At 25.9% G+C, this 26,949-nt stretch carries 17 protein-coding genes and 1 rRNA gene; 6 read left to right on the forward strand and 12 right to left on the reverse strand.

All coding sequences use genetic code 4. From position 1 onward, the window contains the following. Nucleotides 1-31 precede the first annotated feature (31 nt). Entirely contained in the window at nt 32-226 is a 195-nt protein-coding gene (locus AXW82_RS03760; protein WP_060913343.1) for a hypothetical protein, read from the reverse strand. A 1,421-nt stretch (nt 227-1,647) separates the two neighbouring features. On the opposite strand from AXW82_RS03760, the gene AXW82_RS03765 reads away from it, so the two are divergent. Beyond that, complete coding sequence (locus tag AXW82_RS03765; RefSeq protein ID WP_223212190.1) at nt 1,648-1,839, forward strand: hypothetical protein; 192 nt, start codon at nt 1,648-1,650, stop codon at nt 1,837-1,839. A gap of 43 nt (nt 1,840-1,882) precedes the next feature. Here AXW82_RS03765 and hinT read toward each other — a convergent pair whose 3' ends face one another. The 3 genes from hinT to AXW82_RS03420 are packed head-to-tail and all read right to left on the reverse strand — an operon-like array spanning nt 1,883 to nt 5,602. Continuing rightward, complete coding sequence (hinT, locus tag AXW82_RS03410; RefSeq protein ID WP_004795128.1) at nt 1,883-2,206, reverse strand: histidine triad protein HinT; 324 nt, start codon at nt 2,204-2,206, stop codon at nt 1,883-1,885. Further along, the gene (locus AXW82_RS03415) at nt 2,196-3,440 is read right to left on the reverse strand and encodes a HinT-interacting membrane complex lipoprotein P60 (RefSeq protein ID WP_004795126.1); all 1,245 of its coding nucleotides are present in this window, start codon (nt 3,438-3,440) and stop codon (nt 2,196-2,198) included. Before AXW82_RS03415 ends, hinT begins: the two co-directional genes overlap by 11 nt. Next, nucleotides 3,440-5,602: a HinT-interacting membrane complex protein P80 gene (locus AXW82_RS03420; RefSeq protein WP_004795123.1), complete on the reverse strand. Its 2,163-nt coding sequence runs from the start codon at nt 5,600-5,602 to the stop codon at nt 3,440-3,442. The genes AXW82_RS03415 and AXW82_RS03420 overlap by 1 nt, the downstream gene beginning before the upstream one ends. Nucleotides 5,603-5,708: 106 nt before the next feature. On the opposite strand from AXW82_RS03420, the gene AXW82_RS03425 reads away from it, so the two are divergent. Further along, nucleotides 5,709-6,236 carry a hypothetical protein gene (locus AXW82_RS03425; RefSeq protein WP_223212191.1) on the forward strand — a complete coding sequence of 176 codons (528 nt, stop codon included), beginning with the start codon at nt 5,709-5,711 and terminating at the stop codon, nt 6,234-6,236. 3 nt (nt 6,237-6,239) lie between these two features. On the opposite strand, the gene rrf is transcribed toward AXW82_RS03425, so the two are convergent. The 5 genes from rrf to rpmH all read right to left on the reverse strand — a co-directional run bounded on the left by rrf (nt 6,240) and on the right by rpmH (nt 10,446). Beyond that, a 5S ribosomal RNA gene (gene rrf, locus AXW82_RS03430) occupies nt 6,240-6,345 on the reverse strand. Nucleotides 6,346-6,532: 187 nt separating this feature from the next. Further along, nucleotides 6,533-7,627 carry an IS30 family transposase gene (locus tag AXW82_RS03435; protein WP_060913345.1) on the reverse strand — a complete coding sequence of 365 codons (1,095 nt, stop codon included), beginning with the start codon at nt 7,625-7,627 and terminating at the stop codon, nt 6,533-6,535. A 199-nt stretch (nt 7,628-7,826) separates the two neighbouring features. After that, the gene (yidC, locus tag AXW82_RS03440; RefSeq protein WP_223212192.1) at nt 7,827-9,971 is read right to left on the reverse strand and encodes a membrane protein insertase YidC; all 2,145 of its coding nucleotides are present in this window, start codon (nt 9,969-9,971) and stop codon (nt 7,827-7,829) included. Beyond that, nucleotides 9,949-10,290, reverse strand: a complete 342-nt coding sequence (gene rnpA, locus AXW82_RS03445) for a ribonuclease P protein component (protein WP_004794074.1) — start codon at nt 10,288-10,290, stop codon at nt 9,949-9,951. The genes yidC and rnpA overlap by 23 nt, the downstream gene beginning before the upstream one ends. A gap of 9 nt (nt 10,291-10,299) precedes the next feature. Beyond that, the gene (gene rpmH, locus AXW82_RS03450) at nt 10,300-10,446 is read right to left on the reverse strand and encodes a 50S ribosomal protein L34 (protein ID WP_004794083.1); all 147 of its coding nucleotides are present in this window, start codon (nt 10,444-10,446) and stop codon (nt 10,300-10,302) included. A 172-nt stretch (nt 10,447-10,618) separates the two neighbouring features. Here rpmH and serS point away from each other — a divergent pair, with 172 nt between their 5' ends. The 4 genes from serS to AXW82_RS03470 all read left to right on the forward strand — a co-directional run bounded on the left by serS (nt 10,619) and on the right by AXW82_RS03470 (nt 17,278). Beyond that, entirely contained in the window at nt 10,619-11,887 is a 1,269-nt protein-coding gene (gene serS, locus AXW82_RS03455; protein WP_004794087.1) for a serine--tRNA ligase, read from the forward strand. Next, nucleotides 11,887-12,711: a Cof-type HAD-IIB family hydrolase gene (locus AXW82_RS03460; protein ID WP_004794089.1), complete on the forward strand. Its 825-nt coding sequence runs from the start codon at nt 11,887-11,889 to the stop codon at nt 12,709-12,711. The genes serS and AXW82_RS03460 overlap by 1 nt, the downstream gene beginning before the upstream one ends. Before the next feature lie 141 nt (nt 12,712-12,852). Continuing rightward, nucleotides 12,853-16,383: a rhoptry family protein gene (locus tag AXW82_RS03465; protein ID WP_004794090.1), complete on the forward strand. Its 3,531-nt coding sequence runs from the start codon at nt 12,853-12,855 to the stop codon at nt 16,381-16,383. Nucleotides 16,384-16,465: 82 nt separating this feature from the next. Then, the gene (locus AXW82_RS03470) at nt 16,466-17,278 is read left to right on the forward strand and encodes an HAD-IIB family hydrolase (protein ID WP_004794092.1); all 813 of its coding nucleotides are present in this window, start codon (nt 16,466-16,468) and stop codon (nt 17,276-17,278) included. Between the two features lie 45 nt (nt 17,279-17,323). Here the strand turns inward: AXW82_RS03470 and AXW82_RS03475 are convergent, their stop codons facing one another. The 3 genes from AXW82_RS03475 to AXW82_RS03485 all read right to left on the reverse strand — a co-directional run bounded on the left by AXW82_RS03475 (nt 17,324) and on the right by AXW82_RS03485 (nt 26,912). Next, the gene (locus AXW82_RS03475; protein WP_060913346.1) at nt 17,324-17,629 is read right to left on the reverse strand and encodes a hypothetical protein; all 306 of its coding nucleotides are present in this window, start codon (nt 17,627-17,629) and stop codon (nt 17,324-17,326) included. Between the two features lie 264 nt (nt 17,630-17,893). Further along, complete coding sequence (locus tag AXW82_RS03480) at nt 17,894-18,907, reverse strand: ABC transporter ATP-binding protein (protein WP_004794099.1); 1,014 nt, start codon at nt 18,905-18,907, stop codon at nt 17,894-17,896. A gap of 1 nt (nt 18,908) precedes the next feature. After that, entirely contained in the window at nt 18,909-26,912 is an 8,004-nt protein-coding gene (locus AXW82_RS03485; protein WP_004794100.1) for an FtsX-like permease family protein, read from the reverse strand. Nucleotides 26,913-26,949: the final 37 nt, after the last annotated feature.

Raw genomic sequence — 26,949 nt, forward strand, 5'->3', positions numbered from 1 at the left:
TTAATTTTTTATATTTTATATAAGCATTCAACTAATTTGCAACTGTCGAACCTGATGAATTAGTAATCGTAGAAGGTGTTGAATCACTCGGTACTCCACCATTATCAGTTTCTGATGTTGATGGATTGGCATTACTTGTATTGTTAGGAGGCGTTTGCAGATTTCCGTCCTTTGGTTTTGAAGGTTTTGTTTCCTCGTTTTTAATTGGCTCAGGATTTTTTGTCATCGGTATGACTAGTTTTTGGACAAAATTCTTTTTGCTAATCTTCTCATCTGAGAGTTTGTAATAAATTGTTAAAATTCTTGTGTTGGGATCGTATTCTGCTTTAAAATTTTTGTTTTTAGGTTCATTTTTATATTTGGCTCTTCGGCAGAAATTAAAACATTTGTTTCAAAACCATCCTTTAATTTAAATAAGTTATTTGAACTATTTTCTCATCTTGAGTTTTTAAGAACTGACTTGCCACCTGTTCCTTTAATGCTATAAAAAGGATATTTAGTATCTTTATCTTCTCTATATTTTTGTATAGCAAATTTTATTTCTTTATCCTTTTGACTAGCTATTTTCTTGTTGTATATGTAATCGAATTTAGCGCCTATATCTTCAATAGAAGGATCTATTATAAAAATATTTTCATATTTTGATTCTTCATTATTAGAAATATTTTTTTGATCATTCTTTGGATCTTTCGTTAATTCAGAAACTGATTCATTATTTTTATTTTTTTGTTTGTCCTTATCTTCATTAATAGTTGTTTTTTTAGAATCATTTGCCGCTTTTGATGATGACGTTTCTTTGCTAGGAGAACAAGAAATCGCACTAATAAATAAAGTTGTTGCATTTAAAATCCCTAACGAAATAAAAATTGTTTTTCATTTTTTCGTTTCAATATCTTATTTCTTTTTGTTTAATACAGTATTGTTATACTCTGTTAATATTCTACACCATAATTTCAAAATATGAAAACATTACCATAAATTTTAATATTTTCCTTTTATCAAATTAAACAATAGATATAATTATTTTGTAGTTAATTCAATATTTCCGTTTTAGTTTCAACTCCTGAATAAAATATATTTTTATAAAAAATTAAATAAAAGTCTAAATATAATGCAAACTCTTTAATAACAGTTTTCCTTCTTTAAATTAATTTTTACTTACTTTCTAATTATTGTTTTTTTATTTTTTCAATTTTACTTCCTTCCTTTATATTAAAAATTAATTAACTAGAGAATTAACTACAAAAACCTAATAATACTATCAATAATAAATAACAACTTATGATTAAGAGGCAAAAATATTTTATGATTATGGATATTTTCAATCCTAGCTTGCTTTTTAGTATGTTGTTTTTTGTTTAGAAAATTTAAAAAAATTGATTTATTTCATTTTTTAAAAAATGAGTTTCTACTTGTGTTTAAAATTCTTTTTCTTTGACTATAAATATAAAGAGGCTCTTCTTTAGGTATTTCTTTTCAAATCTCATCTCTATATTTAAATATTAATTAGAAAAAAATAAATTTAAGTTATCGTTACTAAATTTTTATAATTTTATTTACCAAAATTATGTTGCCACAAGGCGAAATATCGGCGATAAAAACAATGAAGAGCAAATGTCTACATTTAAAGATCACTATAATACTTTAATGACTGAAATTAGAAATTCTAACAATAATAATTCCATTTTTTGAAAAATATTGGATTCATATAAAGAAAATCAAAAAAATAATTTATTAAAATTAGATGAGTATTTTGCAGGTAACAAATCTAAATCAATTAAGATGATTAATCAATTTATTGATTTAATGAAATTTATCGAAAGTCAAATTGAATTGTAAATTAAAAAAATCAGAATACTATACTCTATTCTGATTTTTATATTTATTTAAAGGGTATTATATGTACATGAGTGTGGAACACTTCTTGACCGGCTACGGATCCGGAATTAATTTGTAATTTAAACCCTTTACAATTATTCTCTTTTATATATAATGCCGCTAATTCTCTTGCTATAGCCATTAAATATAAATAATCTTCTTCATTATTTTCTAATATATTTGGTTCAGGCGATTTAGGAACTACTAAAAAATGTCCTGGTTGTACTGGTTTTATATCATAAAAAGCTATAACTTTTTCATCTTCGTATAAAATATTCGCTTCGATTTCTCTATTTATTATTTTTGTGAAAATACTTTTATTCTGCATATTTTAAACCTTCAATAGCTTTCTTTAAGTTTTCGTCCTTTAATTCCAACTTAATTTTATTACCCAAAGCTACAAAAGCATCTACGGCGCTATTATACAACGATTGATCAAAACTATATAAAGAAGTTGATAACTTCACTAAATCATTTGCGAAGTATGTGCCTTCGATTGTTAGCTTTTTAACATTTATTTTAGGAGTTTTTTCTCTTTGAGAAGCATCTGGGTTATCAATTGTGAATTCTTTACCGATAGGAACAATTCTATTTAAATATGATATTTTGACTTTTTTTCCTTCAGGAGAAATAGAAATAGAATTTGCTAATGTTTTTGTATTACTATCTACTTTAACTAAATTATTTTTTGAAAAATCATAGAAACCACTTACCACTGAATCAGCTGTCAATTCTTTAAGTGTAGCTAAAGAATAATCAAAAGATAAAGAAGTTGTTTCTAAACCTTTATAACCTCCTAATGTTGTCTCAAATTCTCTGTTTGAGAAAAGAACATCACTATTTGCTACTTTAGATGAATCAAAATGTTTTAGAGATATTTCATTGTAATCACTGATATTATTGATAGTTTTAAACGATGAAGTGAATACGTCATTATCACTTGAACTTTCGTATAATCATGTTTGGGTTATTTTTTTATTAATTAAATAATCAATCAAGATAAAATTATCTAAAACATAATCATTTTTTCTTGAATCGTATTTTGATGAGTAAACTTTTTTAATTTCATCTTCGTTTGAAATTGTTAAATACTTATGAACCAATAAATTCTTATTAGTTATTAAATGTACATTTGATTCTTTGTTTAAATATAAAATCATAAATTGTTCAAGAGAAATCTCTGGTAAGTAAGAATTTAATAATGATTGCAATTTTTTAAATTCATCAGATTTTAATGCACCTTTTGATAATAAATCAGCTATCTGCTTTGAAAGATATTTTGAATCTTTATGTAATTCATTCTTTACAAAAGTCTTATAAACTTGATAAGCCTCGTTTTTAAAGGCTTGATTTTCAATATTGCTTTTTTCACTAATTTTATAAACATTTTTTAATGTTTCATCAAGTCACATTAATTCAATAACATCTTTTGCGTTAGAAGACGCAAAAAGTTTATCTTGCTCAATTTTTTCAGTAGTGTTAACATCTCTACCACAAGCTATAGTTAAAACCGGAAAAATTGATAAAGAAGCTAATGGTAATATTTTTTTAATAAATTTCATTATTTAGCTCCTTTCATCAAATATTCTTTAAATGCATCTAGCGATAATTCAAATGCGGTCTTATCACTTGTTGTTATTGATGTTGCGTCGCTTCCTAAATAAACAACCTTAACCTTTCCGTCAACATTTTTAAAATTAATGTTACTTAAAGAGTTAACTTTTTCATTGATAAATTTATCTATCTTTTCATATGAATTAATTTTGTTCTTTAATTCAATTCCTTGTTTAACAGATTCAACTTCTTCCTTTAATTTAGTGATTGACTCGTTTGTATATAATTCATTGTTGGAATCTTTTTGATTTAAAATAAAATTAATAAATTGCTCATTTGATAAATAATTAATAACTAGTGATTCTTTTGACTTCAATGAATTGATTTTTTTATCAAAAGAGAAAAATGCTTTATTTCCTTTAGCGATGTTCTTTAAATCATTCTTTAGATATTCCTTGAACTTATCTAATGTTTCTGCTTTTTCGTTTGTGAATATTGAAATTCCTGATTTTGTTAAAACTAGTAGTTGATCATCCTTATTTTCTACTTTATATACTAAAGAATTATATTTTTTGTTTTCAATCGTTATTTCTAAATTTTTATTGTAATTATCATGAATTACTTTATTAAATTGTTCGTCATTTAACTCATTAAAGTAACTATCTATTAAGGTGTTAACTTCTTCTAACTTTGCAGATACCTTATTCATTTTTTCATTTATATCGTTGATATTTGAATCTTTTTGTATATTTTCTGCTTCCCTTAATAATTTTTCTATTTCTGCTTCCGCTGAGGCATTATAACCAGAAGGCATTTTAAATAAGTTTTCTAAATTTATAGATTTAAAATCATCGGTATTCTTCAATAAATTGTTTGCTACAACACCAAACGCAAGTTCTATATTATTATCAATTAATTCGCTAGCACTAGATACACCTAAGAATCCAAGAGTATCACCTTTGGTTAGAGTTAGCGCATTTAAATAAGTTTCATAATTAGAAGCTTCTTTTTTAAAGTCCTCTAATTTCTCGTTTCCATTAAACAATCCGTATTCACTTGATTTTTTAAAAGATGTTAATAAAGAAATATTTTTAGAGATTTGAATATTATTATCCTTTGTTTTAGAAACCGAATATTTTAAATTATTTATAAACTTTTGTTTTGCGCCAGAATCTTTAAGACTAAATGAAAATCTTGGATCTGAACTAATAACACCAGGGAGTAAAATTGATGATGGTATAAGAATGTTTTGAGAATTAAAATAATTCAAAAGAACATTATCAATTTTAATTAATTCAGGAATAAATGACTTAGTAGTAATAACAGTGGCCTTAGTTGGATTATTTTCTTGAACAAAGTAATTTACATCTTTCTCGAAGTAAGGGAAAACTTTTTCTCCTTGCTTAAATAAGATTTGTGCTTCGTTATTTGCGCCTTTTACTTGATTACCATTTGCATCTATTTTGTAGATTGTTTTTTTAGCAGTTTTTTCAATAAAACTTAAATCTAGTGTTTTTATTTCTATTTCTAGACTTCTTAATGCTGCTGATTCAACTTCTTTAAATGTAAGATATTCAATTGCTTTTTCTTCAGTTGCACTTTTACCATACTCTTCAGAAAGCAATCTTTCCTTAAAGACATTCTCTCAAGTTGAAAATCCATAACTTTTTCTTAAGTTATTTTTTAAATCTTCAATTTTTTTCTTTTGATTATCCTTAATTTGTTCTAATGATTTCAATTCTAAAGATAAATTTACATTTTCGTTGCTATTCAAAGAATTATTAAAAATCTCTTGGTATTGTTTAGAAGCCAAAAATTCTTTTTCATACATATAAAAAATAATTTTTCTATAAATATCATTGAATTTATCAGAGTAACTAACTTCTTCTTTCTTTAATTTATCCGAAAATTCTTTTACCGAAACACTAGCACCGTTCTCAAACTTAAAAGCAGTTTCTTTATCCTTTTTAGCTTCTACATAATTGATTTTTGTTGTATTAATAGCAAGCGGAATGGTTATACCAGCAATAAGAATTGCCGCTAGTCCACCTAAAATACCGTAATTAATTCAATTTCTTTTCGTCTTTCTATTTACTTTCTTATTTTTATCTTCAAAATTATCGTTCAATTCAGATAGACGTTCAAAAAATGATCTTTGTCTTTTGGCCATTTCTTCTCCAATCATTAAATGTTTGTTATATAAAATAATATTTTATATAAATTATACCAAAAAATGTTTGTTAAATGTTTACTAATAATTTAATATAATTATTTTTATGAAAAATACTAATTTTATGACAACTTTAAAAAATTTTGATGAATTGGCAAGAAAACACAAATTTGTTTATAGTTTGTTTTCAGGAACATTAAACAGTTTGCTATTGAGACAGCATGCAAGTCATCCATATGAAGTTGTCATAAGTTTAGAAACCTTTACAACTTTATTATTTGTTGAAAAAAACATTATTATACCTAAGAAAAATTATGAAGGTGAAAACCTTCTTCCATATATTGTTTTAAATAATGAAAAAGTTTGTTTAAATATTCTTATAAAATCTTCTTGGTCTAAGTTTAACTATTGAAAACTAAAAAACATAAATAAAAAAATTGAACATAACTTGTTTTCAGTATTGAACAAACTATATTCAAAAGATCCAGATCTTTTAATTTTACTATATTTTGATTTAGAAAATTCCGTAGTTAAACTAAAAAAAGTCACAAACGTAAACCCTAACTATTATTCTGTTCTAGAGATAGAGGATTTAAATCTACCTTACTTGAGCTGTTTTGTAAAAAAAGAATAAAAAAAACAGCGGCTCCCTATTTTCACCTTTCGGCTATCGTCGGCGTAAAGAGGCTTAACTACTGAGTTCGGAATGGTATCAGGTGATCCCTCTTGCTATGACCACTGAGAATATTATAATATAAATTTTGAAAATACAAAAAAATATTTTTTTTTTTTTTACAAAAAAATAAATACCTAAGTATTTATTTCCCAAAATGCAAAGTCAAGTGCAACACTGATTTTGCATACAAAAACAACAATCATAAATTAAAAAATGGTTGTTGTTTTTTGTTTAGAAAATTTGAAAAAATTGATTTATTTCATTTTTTTAAAAAATGAGTTTCTACTAGTGTTTGAAATTCTTTTTCTTTCACTATAAATATAAAGAGGTTCTTCTTTAGGTATTTCTTTCCAAGGCTCATCTCTATAGTTTAAATTAAAAAATAATTCATCAGCAGAAAAATAATCATGAATTTTTCTAGGCATATTGTTTATAGTTTTTTGAAGATCATAAATTTCTTTTTCTGTTATTTTATTAAAATTTGTTCCTTTTGGAAATTCTCTTCTCACTAATCCATTGAAATTTTCATTCAATCCTCTTTGAAAAGAAGCGTATGGATCAGCTTGATAAATTGTTATATTTAATCTGTAACCAATATAGAATAAAGTTTTAAATTCAAATCCGTTATCAGCAGTTATTGATTTCACATTTAGTTTGTAGATTTTAATATATTCTCAAAGTTTTAATATTAATTTTCAAGGATTTTTATTATCTAATTTTATTATGAGTCCTCACCTTGTTTTTCTTTCTGTAAATGTTAATAAATGAGATGATAGACTTGATCTTTTACCTACTATTAAATCTATTTCTCAGTGACCAAATTCATGTTCAAAATTTTTATTAAAACCCCTTGTTCATATAGGTTTTACTATTCTGTTACCTACTAAAGTTTTAACAACATCGTGTGTTTTTCTTCCTTTGCTATATTTTCTTAAACGTTGTTTTGAATCTAATACTCATAGACCACTATTTATTCAATTAAATACTGTTCTTAAAGTAGGTATTCTAAATTTGAAATGATGTTGAATATAAAAGTGAGTTAAATCTACACCAAAATATTTTTTGTTAAATTTTAAAATAAACTGCTTTGTAAATTCTTCATACTTATTCATATTATTAACGAGTTTAATTTGTTCCTTTCACCTTATTCTATTTAAATGTTTATTATGCGCTTCCATACCAATATAACCATTTTCATTTGAATTATTTTTAATTTCTCTTAATAATGATGATTTTGTAAAACCTAAAATTTTAGAAATTTCAGAAATAGGTGTTTCAAACTTTTTAAGTAAAATCTCTAATTCAATTCTTTTTTCTAAGTTAAAATGTTTATAATTAATAGCGAGCACCTCCGGAGTTTATAAATTGGTGCTTTTTCTTTTTTTAAAAAGCACCAATTTAATTTTATATTTTATTAAGAAAATAATAATAAAATCCCTCCCATCCGAACCTTAAAAACGGTTAAGTTTTTTGGGTTCGGATGGGAGGGATTTTTTAATTATACTGTTGCACTTGACTTTGCAATTCAGCAAATAAATACCTAAGTATTTATTTTTTCATCATTTTTTTAGAATATTTTTGTTTGAATCATTTTGTTTTTTTCAATTTATGAATCCCAAGAACTTGTGCTATCTGTCACAATCCTCCGAATAATCAATAAACTTGAACACCGGCACTAAAAAGAATAGTTATACCGGTAAATACAATCATCATTATTCTTTGTGTTCTTTCTGATTTTTTAAGAGCTTGTTTCTCACTTATTGTCATAGTTAAATTGTTTTTACGACGATTTAATAATTGAGGGAGAAGTTGAGAGATTAATTGTACTAAGATTGCGGCAATAAGAATTCATAAATAAACAAACTCACCACTTGTGACCTTTTGTCAAGAAACAGAAGAGAAATTTATACCTAATCAAACTGTTTGTTTAATCTCAGGAATTCCTTGTATAACTCTTCACATAGCAAAGAATATAGGCATAGATAATAATAAGTTAGCAAATTGATCCATTGGATTTATATTATATTTGCTATACAATGCTTGTATTTCCTGGTTTTTCTTCATCTTCATTGTTTTATTATTTTCAAAACCAATATATTTAGCTTCTATAGCTGCTTTTTTGCTTTTTAAACCTTCTTGAATTGACTGCATCATTGTTGCTTTAAATGAGAAAGCAAGAACAAGCAAACGAGTAAATATAACTGCTATTAATATAGCTATAATTGTTGCTCACCCATTTAATTCTGGCATAGCTTGTCTTAATGATTGCACCATTACCGACAATGGGTAAACTAATAATCCATAAAATGGACCATATTCTCATGCTTGTTTTCAAGTGTATATAGGTTGAATTGGATAGTCCCCTGCAAATAAAATATTTGTGTAAAATTCTGATGTTTTTTCATTTTTATCATTTTGATTAAATGTAGAAACATTTGAATTATAATCAATTAAAAACTCTTCTATTGAATACTTATTTACATCATATTTATTAGATGAATTAATTATTTTATTAGATAAGTATGTTTTAAATTTACTTTTTGCATCTCTTGCTGGTACAATACCAAATTTTGACATTCAAGAAGTTACAACTTCTTGATAAATGTTTATAATTGCGTATTCCTCTTGCGAAAGTTTGAATAATTCTTCATTATTGTTTTTGATTTTATTTTCTTTATCAGTAATTAAAGATACTAAATACTTAAAGTATTCTGAAAATGAAGCAAAACTTTTTTGTCTTTCTGCTAACGTTACTTTATTTAATTCTTTTAAGAAAGAACTTTCTTTTCCAAAAGAATAGTTATAGAAAGTTTGAAGAACATCTCTAGCAAATGCTCTATTGGCAATACTCTTTGTTTCTGTTGTACTTTCGCTTATAGCATTTAAAGTTTCTTCAGAAACAAAATCAACTTTTTGTAAACCTGAAACATAAGAAACTGTGTATTTACCATCAGCATCCACTGAGTTTATTTGAGTTTTTATTTCTTTCCCTGAACTATTTACTGAGTTTTTTTCGTGTTTCTTTAATTCAATAAATGGTACATTTGAATCAGGAACATATGTTCAAATTAAAATTTCATTGTCAACTGAACTTAAATCGTTAACATAGCTATATTTTAATTCACTTTCATTTCTAAAAAGAAACTTATTATTCCTTTCAATGATATGGAATTTTTCGTTTTTGTTATTTGTAGAGTACCCTAATGAAGAAAGTTTTTCATTCGATATATCTTGTGTACTAAATCCTGAAGAAAAAACCCCTGGTTTACCGTACTCACCTTTATTTGTAGAACTTTGTTCACTTAATTTTTTAATAATATCCTTGTTATCAACTAATATGTTGGCATCCTCATTTTGTTTAAGAACATCAAGCGACAACTTAATTTCTTGTCCCTCTTTTAAGTTTCCTTCATTATCATATTTGTTGATTGTGTTTGAAACACTTTCTGGTTTAAAAGTATTTAATTTGGGTGCAATATCCTCTTTATTGCTATAAAATTCAATGCTATTACCAACATTGGATGAAGTTTTTAATACAAATGATTGCACACACCCTGTTAAAGTAACAGAAAAAGCAAATAAATAAAGAAGTATTTTAGTTATCTTTCAAGATTTTTTGAAAAACACTCTTCTCTTTTCATTTGGATCGTTTTCTGGATTAGAAAAATAATTAAATTTTTGTTTTTTTTGCATAATTCCTAAATTTCTTAAAAAGTTCATCAATTCCTTGTTTTTTAAACTTGTACTCGGATTCACAAAACTTTTTACGGGCAATCATTACAAAGTGATAATTTAACTCATACAAATTAAGTTCTCTAATTATTGCTTTTAATTGCCGTTTATTAAAATTACGACCTACTGAGTTTTCAAATTTTTTAGGTATTGTAATACCTGCTTTAAAACTTTCGGCTTTTTTGTAATAAACTACTAAAAAACTATTATTAATAGATTGCTTACTATCAATAATTTCTTGAAAGTCTCAATTTTTTTTAAGTCGAAATTCTTTTTGCATAATTTAAAATTATTTATCAGAAACAGTAAGTCTTTTTCTACCTTTTGCTCTTCTAGCAGCCAATACTTTTCTACCGTTAGCAGTTTTCATTCTTGCTCTAAACCCGTGCACTTTAGCGTGTTTACGTTTATTTGGTTGGTATGTTCTTTTGCTCATTTTGCCTCCTTGATTTATTTTATATCTATTATAAGCGTGTTTATATTATACAATATAATTATTAATTTTGAAATTTTGAATTTTTGCTCTATTTTTTAGTTCAATATAGTGTTAAATTAAATAAAATCCGGTCCGGAAAATATAGTATAATTTTAAAAAGAAAAGAGGAAATATGCTAGATTTAAAATACATTTTGAAGAATACAGAATATGTTAAAAAATCATTAAAAAATAGAGGTTTTAACACTGATATTTTTGATCAACTTGTTGATAAAGCTAAAAACAGAGGACAATTTATGTTTGAAGCACAAAGCAAAAAAAGTGAATTATCAAAATTATCAAAATTATTTGGTCAATTTAAAAATAATCCTAATGAACTTAAAAAATTAAAAGAAGAAATTGATAGTATAAAAAATCAAGAATCTAGACTAACTTCTCAAGCAGATGAACTAAATTCACAAATTAATGATTTAATTTTGTCTATTCCTAACTTGCCTTTAGACTCAGTTCCTGTTGGTTTAGACGAGAATGATAATGTTGTAATAGAAACAAAGGACAAATTAGGAAGAGGGTTAGTCAAAAATGTTTTACCACATTACGAAATCGCTAAGAAACTAGACATAATTGACATAGAAAGAGCAGTAAAATTATCAGGTTCAAGGTATGTTGTTTATAAAAATGCAGGTTCAAAATTAGTTAGAGCATTAATTAATTTTATGTTAGATTTACATCAAACAAAAGGTTACAACGAATTTACAACACCTGTTATTGTAAATGAAAATATTCTTTATGGCACTGGTCAATTACCAAAATTTAAAGAAGACTTATACAAAATTGATGGGGCAGATCAATATTTAATTCCTACAGCTGAGGTTACTTTAACAAATATATATAATAACGAAATAGTCGATCTTGAAGAACCTTTTAAAGCTACTGCATATACAGAATGTTTTAGATCAGAAGCCGGGAGTTCTGGCAAGGATACTAAAGGTATTTTACGTCAACACCAATTCAAGAAAATTGAGTTAGTTAAGGTTACAAACTCAATTAATGCATTCCGTGAATTTGAATTAATGTTAGAAGATGCTAAGGATGTTTTGGAAAAATTAGAAATTCCGTATAGATCTCTACAATTGTGCACAGGTGATATGGGATTTTCTGCCAGAACAACAGTTGATCTTGAATTATGATTACCATCTGAACAACGTTTTAGAGAAGTTTCTAGCGTTAGCTATATGGGTGATTTTCAGGCAAGAAGAGCAATGATTAGGTTCAGAAACTCAAATGGAGAAACTGAATACGCTCACACTATGAACGGATCTGGATTAGCCGTAGATAGAGTTATTGCTGCTTTATTAGAACTTTACCAAAATGAAGATGGAAGTATTTCAATTCCAAAAGTTCTTGTACCATATATGGGCGGAATGGAAATTATTAAATAATGAAAAGGGTATTTGCTTTTGATTTAGATGGAACATTATTGACAAACGATAATAAAGCACATCCTAAAACGCTAAAAGCGCTAGAATTATCTAAAAATAATAACCATATAAATGTTATAGCAACTGGAAGAGGCTTAAAAAATGTTTTGCCTCTTTTTGAAAATCATAATTTGGATCATATTGATTATTTAATTTGCTCAAATGGAGCGCTTATATACGATATGAAATCACAAAAATATGAGATCATTAATAACTTGGATCCTAACGTTTTTCCGATTATATTCAAAAAGCATCTAAAGTATAAATCAATATTAAGAGTCGATTTTATCGATCAAAATCATACAATTTTACCTGATAATAAAATTCCTGATTGATTAGCTAAATCTCATGTAAAAGATAATAATCTAATTAATTCAGTTGACGAAACCTTTATGAATAACTTAGTTTTTGATACAAATTCGAAAATTACCCAAATAGCTTTGAGAAATGAGATTAATATTGCAGGTCTTGCAACTGATGAATTAAAAAAAGAATTGAAAGATTATGATTGCGAGGTTTATCTAACAAATTCTGTTTATACAGATATTAATGGAAAAAATGTTTCAAAATTTAATGCACTTAATAAACTAGTTAATGAATTAAAACTCGAAACAAAAAATATTGTCGCATTTGGGGATAGCGGTAATGACGTTGAAATGTTAAAAAATTCCGGTATAGGTGTAGCTATGGGTAATGCAACTATTGATGCTAAGGAAGTTGCACACATAATTATAGGCGACCACAATACTGGTGCTATTGGCGAATTTATCGAAAAATTAATATAAAAAAATCCTGGAAGTCCATGGATTTTTTTATATTTTACTTAATTTAAGCAAGACAAATGTGCAAATTTACAGTTTTTTGTATTATAGAGTTTTAATATATAATATGTGCAAATTAAAAAATAAAATAATTAAGGATAAAAAATGAAAAAACACAAACTGAAATTATTATCAGGAGGTGCTATTTTAAGCACGGCTTTTATTGGGCCAACCTTTCTGGTTTCTGCTAATGCAGAAAACGCAGAACATGATGAAGTTCTAGACAAAGCTGAAAAGACTTACTGAGATAATAAGAAAAAATTATATTTATCTATGATAGAAGAATTTTCATGAAACGACTTTGAAGGTGGTTTAAATGAAAGTCAAAAAAACATTTTAAAAGAAAAAGTCGAAAATATCAATAAAGAAAATCAAAACTTAGTTTGAAGAGAAATATTAAAAATGCGTTTTGAGTCAAGGGAAGCGTTTAGCAAACTTACTACACTCACATTTGGAGCAACTCATTTTAAAGAACTTCTTAGTAAATCAGAGTTCACTGGATTAAACGAAACTATGGAAACTAAGTTTGATTCACTTAAGGTTTTTGAAATAGCTGAGTTTATGAACGACTCTGTTTTTAAACAAGCATATGATGAATTTAAAAAGTCCGGAAAAATGTATTATGAAGAGTTAAAAAATCTAAATACACTTAGTACGGAAGCTTATAATAGCATTTTAAGTAAAGCATTAAATTCTTATAATAAATTTGTTTCTGTCATTAATACAAGCACAAATAATAACTTACAAAATTTAAAAAATTTAGCTAATTATCATAAAAACTTAATAAATTATTTTTACAATTATCAAAAACAGACTATTAGTGTTGTTAATGGTGATCCTTCATCATGAGATAGAAATATTTTCTATTTTGGTTTAGCATCAAACTGAACATTATTAATTGGTAATATAAAAACACAAAATCATTTAGAAAACTTGTTTTTTCACACAGAAAACGACGGAGAATTTGATGCGCACTTTAAAAAACTAAGCGTTAACTCAAATGATTTTATAGGACCTGTTAAAGAACAAGGTGAATCTGACTTTTCTATTAAACCTTCTAACTTATCATCTGAAGATTGATTCCATAATGGTTATCCACCAACTTCGCCATATGAAGCATTTAGACGTACAATTTTAGATAATCAAACACTTTATAATGGTGAACCAAACTTCACTGAGGCTTCTGTAGAAAATCTTGATGGGTTTATTAAAAATTTAAACATTATTAATGATAGATTTTATAAAAATGTAAATGGTCACAAATACTTTTTAGAAAACTTTAATTTCAATTATAATAACTTGCCTTTAGTCTTTTTTGCATGAAGAAAGGGGTCAGTTTATTCATCAGCATCAAGTTGAACCGGTCAGTATCACGGAAGACAATTTAATAATGTTTCTGCTTGAAAATCAAGAGAAATAAGCAGAGATAAAAATGGGTTTTATGATTCATTCGGTAACATTAATACAACAAATGCCTACACTTCTAATAACCCTTTAGTTGGGGATGATAAAAATAGAACTAGAACGACATTATTAAATGGAAATAAAAGATTAGAAGAGAATTTAAGTCAATTAGAAGGTATAAAAAATAAGTTGCAGGAATTATCTACTAGGCAACCTGAATTAAGTATAGCAGCTGAAAAAATTTTAAACAAATTAGATTTGGCTAAAGAAAAGAATATCGCTGTTTACTTAGAGGAAATAACGACTAGAGCAAATAATTTAGAAGAATACTACAACAAAATTCAAGAAATTACAAACAGAATAAATGCATTAGTTGAAGGAGATAGAAATGATTTCTTTCAAAACGACGGCAATGAATTAGAAACAATCAAAAACACGATAAAAGAAGGGACATTCAACTCTTTGATTAAACAAAGTATTGATGAGAAAGAGAAAAAGATTAATGAATTTATAAAGACTAAAGAAAATAGAAAAAACGAAATTCTTAATGAAATAGAAAATGGCAAAGTTGGTGATGGGGCAAAATCAAAACTAGAGGAATTAATCAATGATTCAACTTCTTCTTTAAATGATATCGAGAAAGCTTACAAAGTATTTTCTATTCTCAATGAACAATCAAAAGAATTATTGCAAGTCGTTTCCGATTATAAAGATATTGCTAAACCTATTATCGATCAATCAAAAATAAATAATGAAAATGTTGTGACAGCAAATGAAATACTGGATAAATATAAAAATAAACTTGCTGATAATCAAAAAATTGAGTTAAATTTTCCTGATAATTTTGATATTAAATCTTCTACAGAAGATGATGTACAAAGCCTTAAAAATAATTTCATTCTAAATGATACTTTAAAATTAAAAGAAAAGTACTTTCACAATTCTAGAGATTCTTTTGTTGTATTAATAGAAAATGTTGATTTAGAAGATGAAATCAAAAATGCTTTCAAGAAAAAAATACTAGATGAAGAATATTCTGAAGAAAAATATAAGAACGAAAAATTTCATAATCTATTTACGCAGTTAAATGAAAATCCTGCATATTACAAAAATTTATTTAAAAATTTTAATTCAATAAATAATCTAGAATTCGATAAATTGAAGGGTATACCTGATGAAGTAAAATTAGATTTTCAAGAGACATTAAAACAGATTGACAAACTTAAAGAAAACAATCTTCTAGGTTTTAATTTTATAGAACACTCCCTTAACTCTAATTTTAACGAAATTGAATCACTTTGAGACAAATACAATAATTTGTTGAATAAAATTGAATCATTAAATAAAAAGGCGTATGAAACTATTTTTCAACAAGGGAACATAGGTTCAAGTGCATTAAAACATTTTATTGATTATATAAATAAAAAAGAATTGAGTTTCGATAATATTTTTAATGTGTGGCAAGTTTTTGAAAGATTAAATGAAATTGTTAGTCGCTTAGTAAAATTAAGTGAAAGATATAAAAATGAAATTGAACCTATTGTGGTGTCTAGTGGCGTTTATAACACAAACGAAGTGAATTTAGTAAATAACATATTAAGAAAAATCCATAATTCTAAATACAGTTTTGAACTTTCAAAAGATTTCAATTTAGAGAATATGAAGGAAAACGAAAATAGCGAAACTACCTTGAATATAAATAAAGAGACGCAAGAACTAGAGAAGTACATCAAAATAATTCTTAACAACCTTGTAAAAACATTAAATATTCCTTCGCAAATAGTTCATGAATTCATAAATATATCCCAAACAGAAAGCCTAGAAAACCTTTTAAAAATTTATTTAAATTTATCCGGTGAAGAAAATTCATATAGTGAATTATTCATTAATCTAAATTATAATGACTATGAATTAGACCTTTCTAAATATCCAAAAGCAAGAACGCAAGATATTTTAAAATATAAATCATTATTAAGACAATTAAAAACTTTAGGAAAAGATAATGAATTAGCAAAAAATATATTATCAAGCATTTTAAAAGAAGAATTAGATAAAAATCCAAAAGACATATTTAATAGTTTTAAAAATACTAAAAATAATGTTCAGACTAGAAAAAAATCAAGCATTAATAAAATTCTTTCTATTTTATTCATAGTATTTTCAATACTTTCTTTCGGTGGGGCAGCAGCTTTTATTTTTTACATTGTATGAAAGAAAAAAGCAAATAATTAAAACCATTCAACACTTTTGAGTGGTTTTTTATGTTATTTAAAATTTTCTCCAGAAAAGCAACAAAATTTTATATAATAAAAATATGAAAAAACCTAAAATAATTTTTATAGACCTTGATGGTACAACTTTAGATGGACCTGGTGAAAAATTTTGACTAAAAGAGCCTACTGAATATACAAAAAAAATAATTAATAAATTACAAAAGGAGATTCCTGTTGTTATTTCAACTGGTAGAGGAGTTAGTGATAAAACATTAAATATAGCTAGAAAGCTTGGTACAGAAACTTATATCGCTTGAAACGGTGCTCAAACAGTTGAAAACGGTGTTGTTGTAGCTAAACATTTTATGGAAAAAAGCATTGCTCAAGAATTATTTGACGAAATACAAAAGAATAAGTGTTTTGTTGTTTATAATTCAAATTCAAAGGATTATGCATTTGTAAAAAATTGGTTTTATAGATTTCTTATGGGGTTTGGTAAGAAAACAGCTAAGAAATATTCTGATTATAAAAATGACTTTGATGTTTATAAAGCATTAATATGATCATTATCAAAAAATAAAATCAAAAAGTTAGCCGAAAAATGAAGTAAACAATTTGAAGGAAAATTAGAAGTTTCACTAAGTGGTTCTAATAATGTGTTAGAAATTACTAAAGCAAATGTTTCTAAAGGTGATGCAGAAGTGGCTTTTTGTATCTCTAAAGGAATTGACCCAATGGATGCTGTTCATTTTGGTGATTCTATGAATGATGCATCAACAAAAGGTAAAATAGGAAAATTAATAGCTATGGCCAACTCTGTTGATGAATTAAAAGCAATTGCTGATGAAGTAACTGAACACTCATGCAACAATTCTGGGCTTGCAAGATATTTCGAAAAGCACTATTTGAAATAAGAAGCTGTAAGATGTTTTATATTGATTAGAAAAGTCATATGCATGTTAAACATGCATATGACTTTTCTCATTAACATTACTAGTCATAAGATCAATTTTGTTTTTTATTGTTCTCACATCTCTTTTTATTTTTTTAGAGGCTTTTTGAATTGATATACGTTGACTAATTTCAAACAAAGCGTTATAAACTAAATCAATATCCATTTGTTTTTTCTGTAAATTTCTAGTTAGTTCTAATTTTCCTTGGAACTTTCAAATAGTATCAATATTTTCTGCAATTTCATAATGAGTATATTTATTTTCTTTCTTTGATTGATCAAAAATACAAATTCATTTTCCTAAATTTTTCATTATAATATTAATGTATCCTTTCTTATTTTTGCACATTTATTTTATTACAGGATACATAAAAACAAAGTCATATGCATGTTTAACTTGCATATGACTTTTCTAATTAATAAAATTTTCGTATTTTTGAATGAACCAAAAAATATGTGTTTTTTAAATAATTTGTTTGCTTTTTTAAAAAGACGAATCTTCTTTGAATTAATTAACTATTACACAAGGTTATTTGAATTACCTAACAAAAAAAATAAGTCTTTATGACTTATTTTTTTAGTCTTTTCACTCTAATTCTTTAGGGTGTTTTGGATTTTTATTTAATCTTATGTTTTGGATTTTTCCATCCTTAACATTTACAATTTTTGTTGCAATATTTGCGATGTGAGGGTTGTGAGTTACCATAACTATTGTTGTTACATATGTTTGGTTAATATCATATAAATAACTCAAAACTAACTGTGTTGTCTGTTCATCCAAGGCTGCAGTTGGCTCGTCGGCAAAAATTATAGATGAGTTTTTTGCAAGCGCTCTTAGAATTGAAATACGTTGTTGTTGACCACCAGACATTTGTGATGGATATTTATTTTTAACATCTTCCATACCAAATTCGGTAAAAAGTTGATTTATATCTAATTTTTTGTCCTTATCTTTTTGAAGATAACCACCAGTTTGTACATTATCATAGCCAGATAAATTTTGTAATAAGTTGTAGTTTTGGAATATAAAACTAACGTTTTTTCTTCTAAATAGTGTAAGTTGTAGATCGCTTAAATATGGTAAGTTTGTATCACAAACAATAACATCTCCTTTAGAAGGCCTATCAAGTCCTGAAATCAAGTTTAAGAGGGTACTTTTCCCACCACCTGACTTTCCGAATATCATAACAAATTCACCCTTATTAATAGTCAAGGAAACATTTTTTAGAACACGGGTTACTGAATTACCTGATAAATAATATTTACTTACATTCTTAACCTCTATGATTCCGTTTTCAGAATTTTTTAAATCTTTTGAAGAATCTTTTGGTCTTCGTCTTTTTGCTACATTGTTCAGTTTTCTGGCAATATATCTATCAACTATCATCCTATTAGATCCGCCTTCAGCATCAAGAACATTGAAAATATTTTTCTTTGTTATTTTTACGTCAGAAGATTTTTTTGTTATTACTAGTTCTGATTTATCATCATCCATAGATTTCTTCTTAGAAAATAATTTTAAAATTAAAGCAAGAAATTTATTTTTAATCGATAATCAAAAATCCTTTGTAAAAATTTTGTTATTTTTCATATTATTTTCCTTTCAATAAATCTATTGCTTTTATTTTGTTTATATTTATCCATGATAGTACTGAAGCAATAATGAATACACCAAAAACAACTAAAGTTGTTGAGACAATATTAATAAACGAAATTGTTAGAGGTATAGAAATAGATGCAGAGGTGGTTAAGAATCCGCTAAAGACACTCATAAATCCATAGGCTAATGGGAAAGCAAATAAAAGAGATATTATGATGAATGGAACATATATTCCAAAAAACATCTTTATTTTTTCTTTATTTGAGTAACCTAAAATACTTCATATAGCTATATTTCTTTCATTTTCATTAATTAGAATTGTTGAAATTATTATAAGAATTATTATTGAAATCATGAAGCTCAACGCTGTTACTATAGTTACTATAATTTGAACTGTTTTTGCTATTGATAAAGTAAATCCTACTTCTATATCTTTTGACTCAAGAGTATATGCACTAGGAATAAATAATTGATTATCAAACATACTTGCAAATTCTTTTATATAAATCTCTGGATTTTCTCTTGCCTCTTTGTATACTTGTACAAAGTTATCTTTTTCTTTATCAAAATTCTTGTTCAGGAATTTAGCGATGTCTAAATCATCATAACCCAACCTCTTCATCATACCTTCAACAACTATATTTGGATTTGTTTCTTTTGTTGCAAATAAAGCATCAAAGAAATCTTTTTTGTCTTTATTACTTGTATTCTCTATATTAAAGCTATCTAAACTTCCTGAATATCCGGAAGGAGAATAAAGTCCTGTTGATAGTATCAATTGAATTGGAAGTTTATCTGTTGATAAAATACCGTTAAACTTATATTTATTTTCATCAAAATCAGCTGGTAAATTATCTTTTAGTATTTCTTTTTTATGTCTGATTAAATCATCGAAACCTATAATCATATCTGCGGCTGATTTTGGAATGATAAATTCATTATTTATAAATGTTGGGTTGTAATCATATACATAGAAAGTGTATTCTTTGTTTAAACTTTCTTCAGTGTCGGTTAGAGAATCTTTTTCAAGCTTGCTTTCTATGTTTTTAGTCAACCTATTAACTTTATTGTTGATTTTAAGTTTTATTTGATCACCTTTTTTTAGGTCAAATTTTCTCTTAGAAACATTATTAATTATTAAAGGAATTGGTTTATCTAACGAAGATCCATTTCTTGTAAACTCTTCCTCGATCGATTTTAATAAATCCTTTTCGTCTTTATTCATAATTCTAATTTGCGATGAATTAGTTTTATAACCATAAATTCTAATATCTTCTTTTTTGAGGTTTGATTCTAGATATGTATAAGTTTCGTTTGTTTCTTCATTCAAGAAAACACCATTAAATGAAACATAATAATCTCTTATTTCAGTATTTTTCTCTAATCATTTGTACCCTTTAATCAAGAACTCTCTATACTCATCTCTATAATCTTGGGTTGTAATTACTTTATGGTTAAAGATTTTTTGATCATTATCCCAAGTCACAAAGAAAAATTTACCGTTAATAATATTGTCAGCATTTGGTATATATTGGAAAAATTCAGTAACACCATTTTCAAGAGTTTTATTAATATTAATTATATTTGATTCTACTGTTTCACCTTTATCGTTCACTTCATTTAAGAAAACAAGCCCTTCTTGACTCTTCATTAAACCATAACCTACATCATTTCTCAATTTTAGAATTCTTGACTTTTGGGTATCTGGTAGAGAGTTATAAACAACTTCAAAAGGATCTATTGAAACACTTGATGCTATTTTTAAGTTCACTGAGAATTGAGTAATAACATGCCCATCAAAAGGAGTTGGTTCGCCGTTCTTATGTTTTTTAGATACTTCATCAAATAAATTAATAGCTTTTGATGAACCGGCAGCAAAGTAATCAGGTTGATATTGATTTAATTCTCTAATATCACCCGATGGTACATATAACACTCTTTCTAAGTCCTTTGCAGAAAACGGATTGTATAGCCCACCCTCATTTGTAGGGGTGACTAGGTCAAATTTATAATTATATTTTCTATTTATGTACGTTTGATTAATTGATTTTTCAAAAACTCCAAATGTACCAAACCCTATAATAGTCGTTATACTTGCTAACACAACAGAAATACCGAAAGAAGTTAATTTTCAGAAACTATTGAATATTAAAGAAGCGCCGAATTTAGTAGTAATTTTTCTCTTTCTAAAGGCTTTTTGGTACTTGTTGTGTAATTCAGTTATATTAACTTCAACAATACCTGACATTAAATCAATTGACTTATACCTTAATGATCTTAATGCGATTACAATAATTAATATTGTCATAGATATAAATGGAATAATAAGACTTAAAATAAGGGTTAAAGGTTCAAAATTCAATGTTTCAACAGGAACAGTTCAGTAACTTTGTAGAATTTTAATCCCTTGGCTTTGTAATAAGAATCCAACTATATAACCAAATAAATCACCTATAAGCAAGGTAAAAATAGCGAAAACAGAAAGTGAAGAAGCTATTTGTAAAGGTGTATATCCTTGAGCAATTAATATACCGATAACTTTATTTTTATTAGAAATATATCTTTTGATAATGAAAACTACTGAAACAGTAACTAATGATATTAATATTGCTAATAATATATTTGATGTATATGATATAGAATTAATTATTTGTTCTACTGTTTTAACCCTTAAACTTCTTTCAGGATTAATTGGGTCTAATTCAGAATATAAATAAGTTCTTTTTAAGTTGGCTACATCATCGATTTGAGATTGCACAAAGTTCTCAATGTTATTTTGTAAATTTTTCAAAGAACCATCAGATTTACCATCATATTTAACTGTTAAATATTCCTTAACTAAGGTACCTCTATACGCTTGTCTAACACGGTCAAAACCATTGTTGTTTACATAAACAATAGCTTGGTCCTTTGTATTTACTTGCAAGTTCGCTTCGTCTAAAATAGGATAGAAGTAATCAAATGATATATCTTCTCCAATAATAATATATTTTGAGCCATTAATATTAATTGTGTATTTATCAGGTATTAAGTTAATTAATTCTCTAACTTCTACCGGGTTTTTTGGTATTTCTCCTGTATAAATTTCTTTATTATTTTGTTTTAGGAATGCGTAATTTACTTTTGCAATATAAGACGCAGGTTGGTCAAAAGTTAAAACATTATTAACTTGAGCCAATCCAGTAATTGAATTTAATATTGCAAAGAAAAATTCATTTAAATCTATTCCAAAAAATTGATATTTAGTAGGGTTTTTTGAAATTTCATCTTGTAACTTGACGAAAATATCGTTGTCAATTGCAATTTGAAAAGTGACGTCGTTTTCGACAGAAGGAACGAAAACAGTTTCTTTGGTAAAGCTCTTAATAAATTCTTTTACAGTTTTTTCATCAGATAATAAATCCTCAAAATTAATTAATTTATTTTGGATAAAGTAAGATAGATTAGAAACATTGACACCATTGTCTCCAATATTATTTGTGTCTGTTAACATTCAAATTATCATTTGAGGAAATTTTTGTCTTAAAACATTATTAATTAATATATCTGAGACACCTATACTATCAAAAGAAAGGTTATTATATTCATTAAATAAAATTTGATTTAAATTATTGTATTTTTTAATAATAACATCTTTTTGTAAAAAGTTATTAATAAATTCATTCAAGTAAAGTGAGAATATATTATGATATTTAACTTTCGCTTTCTTAAATTCTTTTATATCTTTATCTATGCCATAAAATTGGCTTGAAGCAGCGATATATGAAAAAGTTTGAGTTAGTAAATAATCATTAGTAGAAAGGTATTCAGTAAATTCAGGGAATCTTTGAATTAAGTCACGTAAATAAATATTTTTATAAATACCATTGTCTTTTGCGAAGAATAAATTCCTCATTAACCTCGGATTTGCTAATGATCTAGAAACACCAAAATTTGTTTCCTCATAACCTGCAATGTTTTGAGCAGATGGTTGAAATAATTCGAAAGAATTAAATGATTCAATAACATCTTTTTTATTTGCTAATTCTAATAAAGCGTTAGCAAATTCTGTAGATCTTTTATGTGAAGCATTCTTTACATCAAATATTTTAAATCATACCTTAATAATAGGAAAAATATCTTTTAGATAGTTAAATCCACTATAGTTGGCTGGTACTAATTGTGAAAGTATTTTTGAGGAAATGATATTAAAAATTCCTGAGTTACTTGAATTTTTATAATCAATAAGAGATGTGCTTAGATCCGCAAAGGAATGTGTTATGTCATCAATAGAATATTTGTTTTGATCTAATTTAAAGATATTTATTATTTCTTTTCAATCTTTGATTATATTTTTTAATTGTTCAAGTTTGATGACTTTTTCATTGTTTACATTAATATTAAAATACCTTAAAATGGTTTCTTTATTATCTAAACTTAAAGAATCAACTTCTATATCTTTGTTTAAGTTTTCGAGGTAGTTAATCAATATCTCAATTTTGGTAAATATGCTTTTTGGTGATGAATGTGTAGCAACATTGTTGCTTGGGGTTGTGGCAGTGCTAGTCGAGTTGTTAGAAGATAGAAGGTTAATAACTTCAAAAAAACCAATTTTCTCATTATCAGCAGCTGGAATAGTTATGTATTTTCCTTCAAAAATTTCGATACTTGTACCTTTTGAAGATAAATTAAGCATCTTTACCAATTCTTCTTTTACTCTTTTGTTTGATCCAGGTGTATTAAAAATACTTTTTAAGAATGCGTAAATAATATCATTTGGTTCTAAATTAGTAAGAACATTATCTCTAGTTACATCTACATATGTATCTAAAATCTTATTAAATTCTTTTGCGTCTACCGAAAACTTTACTTCTTTTACTTTTTCATTCAATATTTTTATAAATGTATTTAAATCAAAGTTTTTAATTAAGAATTTAAGACCATCAATAACATTTTTATATTTGTTCTTACTATCAGTTTTGTAGGCGTTTAAATTTTCAAATAAAAGCTTGAAAGAACCTGGCAAGAAATCTAAAAGTAAAAAGATAGGGTTGTCTTTATTTGAGAAATCAGTAACATAATCAATATTAATGTTATCAAGTATTTTTACAATAGCATTTTTAAATGGTGTTTGCTCAATACCACCTAAAATAGCTAACATAATATCGAATAAACTTAGTTTACGAACGTATTTTTTACCATCAATAATCTGGGTTTTGTTATGTTTATTGATGAAGAAATCATTAGTACTATCAGTTATTTTTCTAAAATTAATTGAATTTACAATATCTTTGATTGTAGAAAGAAAAACTTCAACATCTTTTGAAACATTTAAAATAGAAATTAAGGAATTAAAATTTAAAAACTTATTCCCTGATAATAGTGAAATAAATGAAAACAAATTATCAAGATTTCTAGCTAAATATTCTTTTTTTGTTATTTCATCATTATATTTAGATGTTAGTTCAATTAATTTATCAATAAAATCTAGTAAAAACTTTCTTAAATAATCACCAGAAAGGTCATGTGTTATTTCATATAAACCATCTAATATAATTTTTGGTAAAACATTAAAATTAATATTACCACTTGAAAAAACTTTTGCAAAATCATTCTTATCAAAAGTTGTATTAAGCGCTTTTATAAAAACAAAAATGGTGTCTTCCTTAATAAATCCTTCTTTATAAAAAGAAGTATTTATTATATTTCTTTGCAATCTTTCGATACCAAGTTTTAAAGTATTTTCATTTAATGCCTGATTTACTACTTCTACATCAGGTCCTCTAAAACCAAAGGGTACATAAACTGAATTTGTATAATCTGGAGATTTTTCCACAAAAGAATTATTAGGTAAAAATACTTTTAATGTTAAATTATTTGATAATAATCATTTATGTAATTGATTAGATTGTAAAATACCATTTTGTAAATTAGTGATTTTTGCATTTCTTCATCTAATAATCTCATTTTTGTTATTAAATTCCGGAACTAATATTAAAAATTTATTTTCGCCGAATGGTGTTATACCAATGTTTGCAAATACATTATATTTATCTGTTGTTTCTGTTGGATTATTAATAAAATGAGCTAACTTATAAACTTTAACTCTGTTTTGAACTGAAACATCATTATTTAGTTCGTTGGTATAAATAACTTCATCAAAATTGAAGTCGGGTTTAATATACTCTGGAAATGGTAATATGTTAACTGATGCTTGACTTATTATTACATTTGCAATATAAGGATCTACTTCTTTTGTTCTAAAATAATCAGCTATATTTTGTGAACTCTTATTTAAAGATGGATATTTAGAGGAGTTTATCAATTTATTTATATTGTTGATTATCCCTGAAATAGATTCTTTTTCATCACCTGTATTTACTAAATGGTAAACTTTCTTTCCTTCATTATCGACAAATGAATCAATTGTTATGGATTGCCTTATACCTATATTTTTGTTTGATACTTTTTTCTCAATATATTTATAAATATCTAATTTAGTGATTGTTAAAGCACCATTTCTTATTTTAATTAATGTATCATTAGCAATAGATTTGTTAGATAAAGAGTTATATAAATTTTGGTCAATTTCTTTGTAACCCTCTATTTCCGCAATTGTTTGATATTTATCTTCGTTAAATTTAAATTTATCAAAATCAATGCCTGATGGTTGTTCACTTTGATCCATTACCTTAAGTTTGATGAAGTTCATTTCATCTAATGTGATTATATTTTTATCCTCGGTAGACTTATAATCATTACTTAATACTATTGAGCCATTTTTCTCTACAAATGGTATTGTTTCTGTAGTTACACTTTTTTCTCAAAAAGAAAATTTAGCGTACTCATTTGGAATTTCTCCAAATTCGGTTATTAAGTTTTCCATAAAAGTTTTATATGATCCAGTTCATTTATCTTTTGTATCACCGGTGTATGTTGTTTCATATAATTTTCTTTCATAGTGGGTAATTCTATTTTTCTTAAATGCCCAATTTAAAGGTATATTGTATTTTTCTCTGGCTTCAAATATAAATTTTGACTCACTTACTACTTCTATATTTCTATCTTGAAATAAGTCGTTATATGAAAAATTATTATTTAAACGTTTGACAGAAAAATTAGAAGCTTTGTCATTTTCGTCAATTGTAATTAATTTTGGAGTTATATTTTTATCAACTTTATAAACAAAATTATTATTTTCTAAAGGCGAAAAACCAAGCAAGTGTGCAAGTTCGCTTCCATTAATTTTTATTACACCAAAATCATCTTCTCATTCATACCCTTTTAGAGAATCAAAAGTCATCACATTAGTCATTGGGTTGATGAATAATGTTGATAATTGAGATATATTAACACTATTTTCGTCTTTACTTGTTATATAACTTATATCACTCAATATGTAATCTTTATCAAATTGGTAGGTAGCAGATTTATTTAATGTTGTTTTTATTACTTCTTTTTGGAAATTATTATTTACTTTTTTATAAATAGGAACTATTCTCTTTTGTTTCAAAGAAAATTGTTTATTTGATTTTGAAAAATCTAAATCTAATATTCCGGTTTCGGGTTTTTCAGGAATATATGTACTATAAAGATTTAAAAAATCTGAACGAGAAATATATTTATTATTGTAGTTTGGATCATCAATAAAATTGCTTAAAGAAAAATAATTATCTCTTACTTCGCTAAAATTAATAATATTTGTAGATTCACGAAAGTTTTCAGGGACGTACTTTATAGGTTTATTATAATCTATACTTCCATCCTCTTTACTTAACCCGTTTATAAAAAAACCATTATTATATACGGAACCATTTATAGGCAAATTAAGATCAACCGTTAAATCATGTGATGTTGACATTTCTTGATATTTTTCATATTGCTTTTTCATAGCTTTTGCGGTATCATGCATCACTGTAAAAATTCCAGATGTTAAAAATACAAGGATAGTCAATCCTGCTACAGTTGCTTTATTTTTAAAAAGTGATCTTCATACTTCTTTAAACAGGTTTCACATAATTTCCCCCATATCTAAATACATATTTATAAAATAT

Source organism: Mycoplasmopsis canis PG 14 (genome assembly GCF_001553195.1).
Lineage (GTDB): Bacteria > Bacillota_I > Bacilli_A > Mycoplasmatales > Metamycoplasmataceae > Mycoplasmopsis > Mycoplasmopsis canis.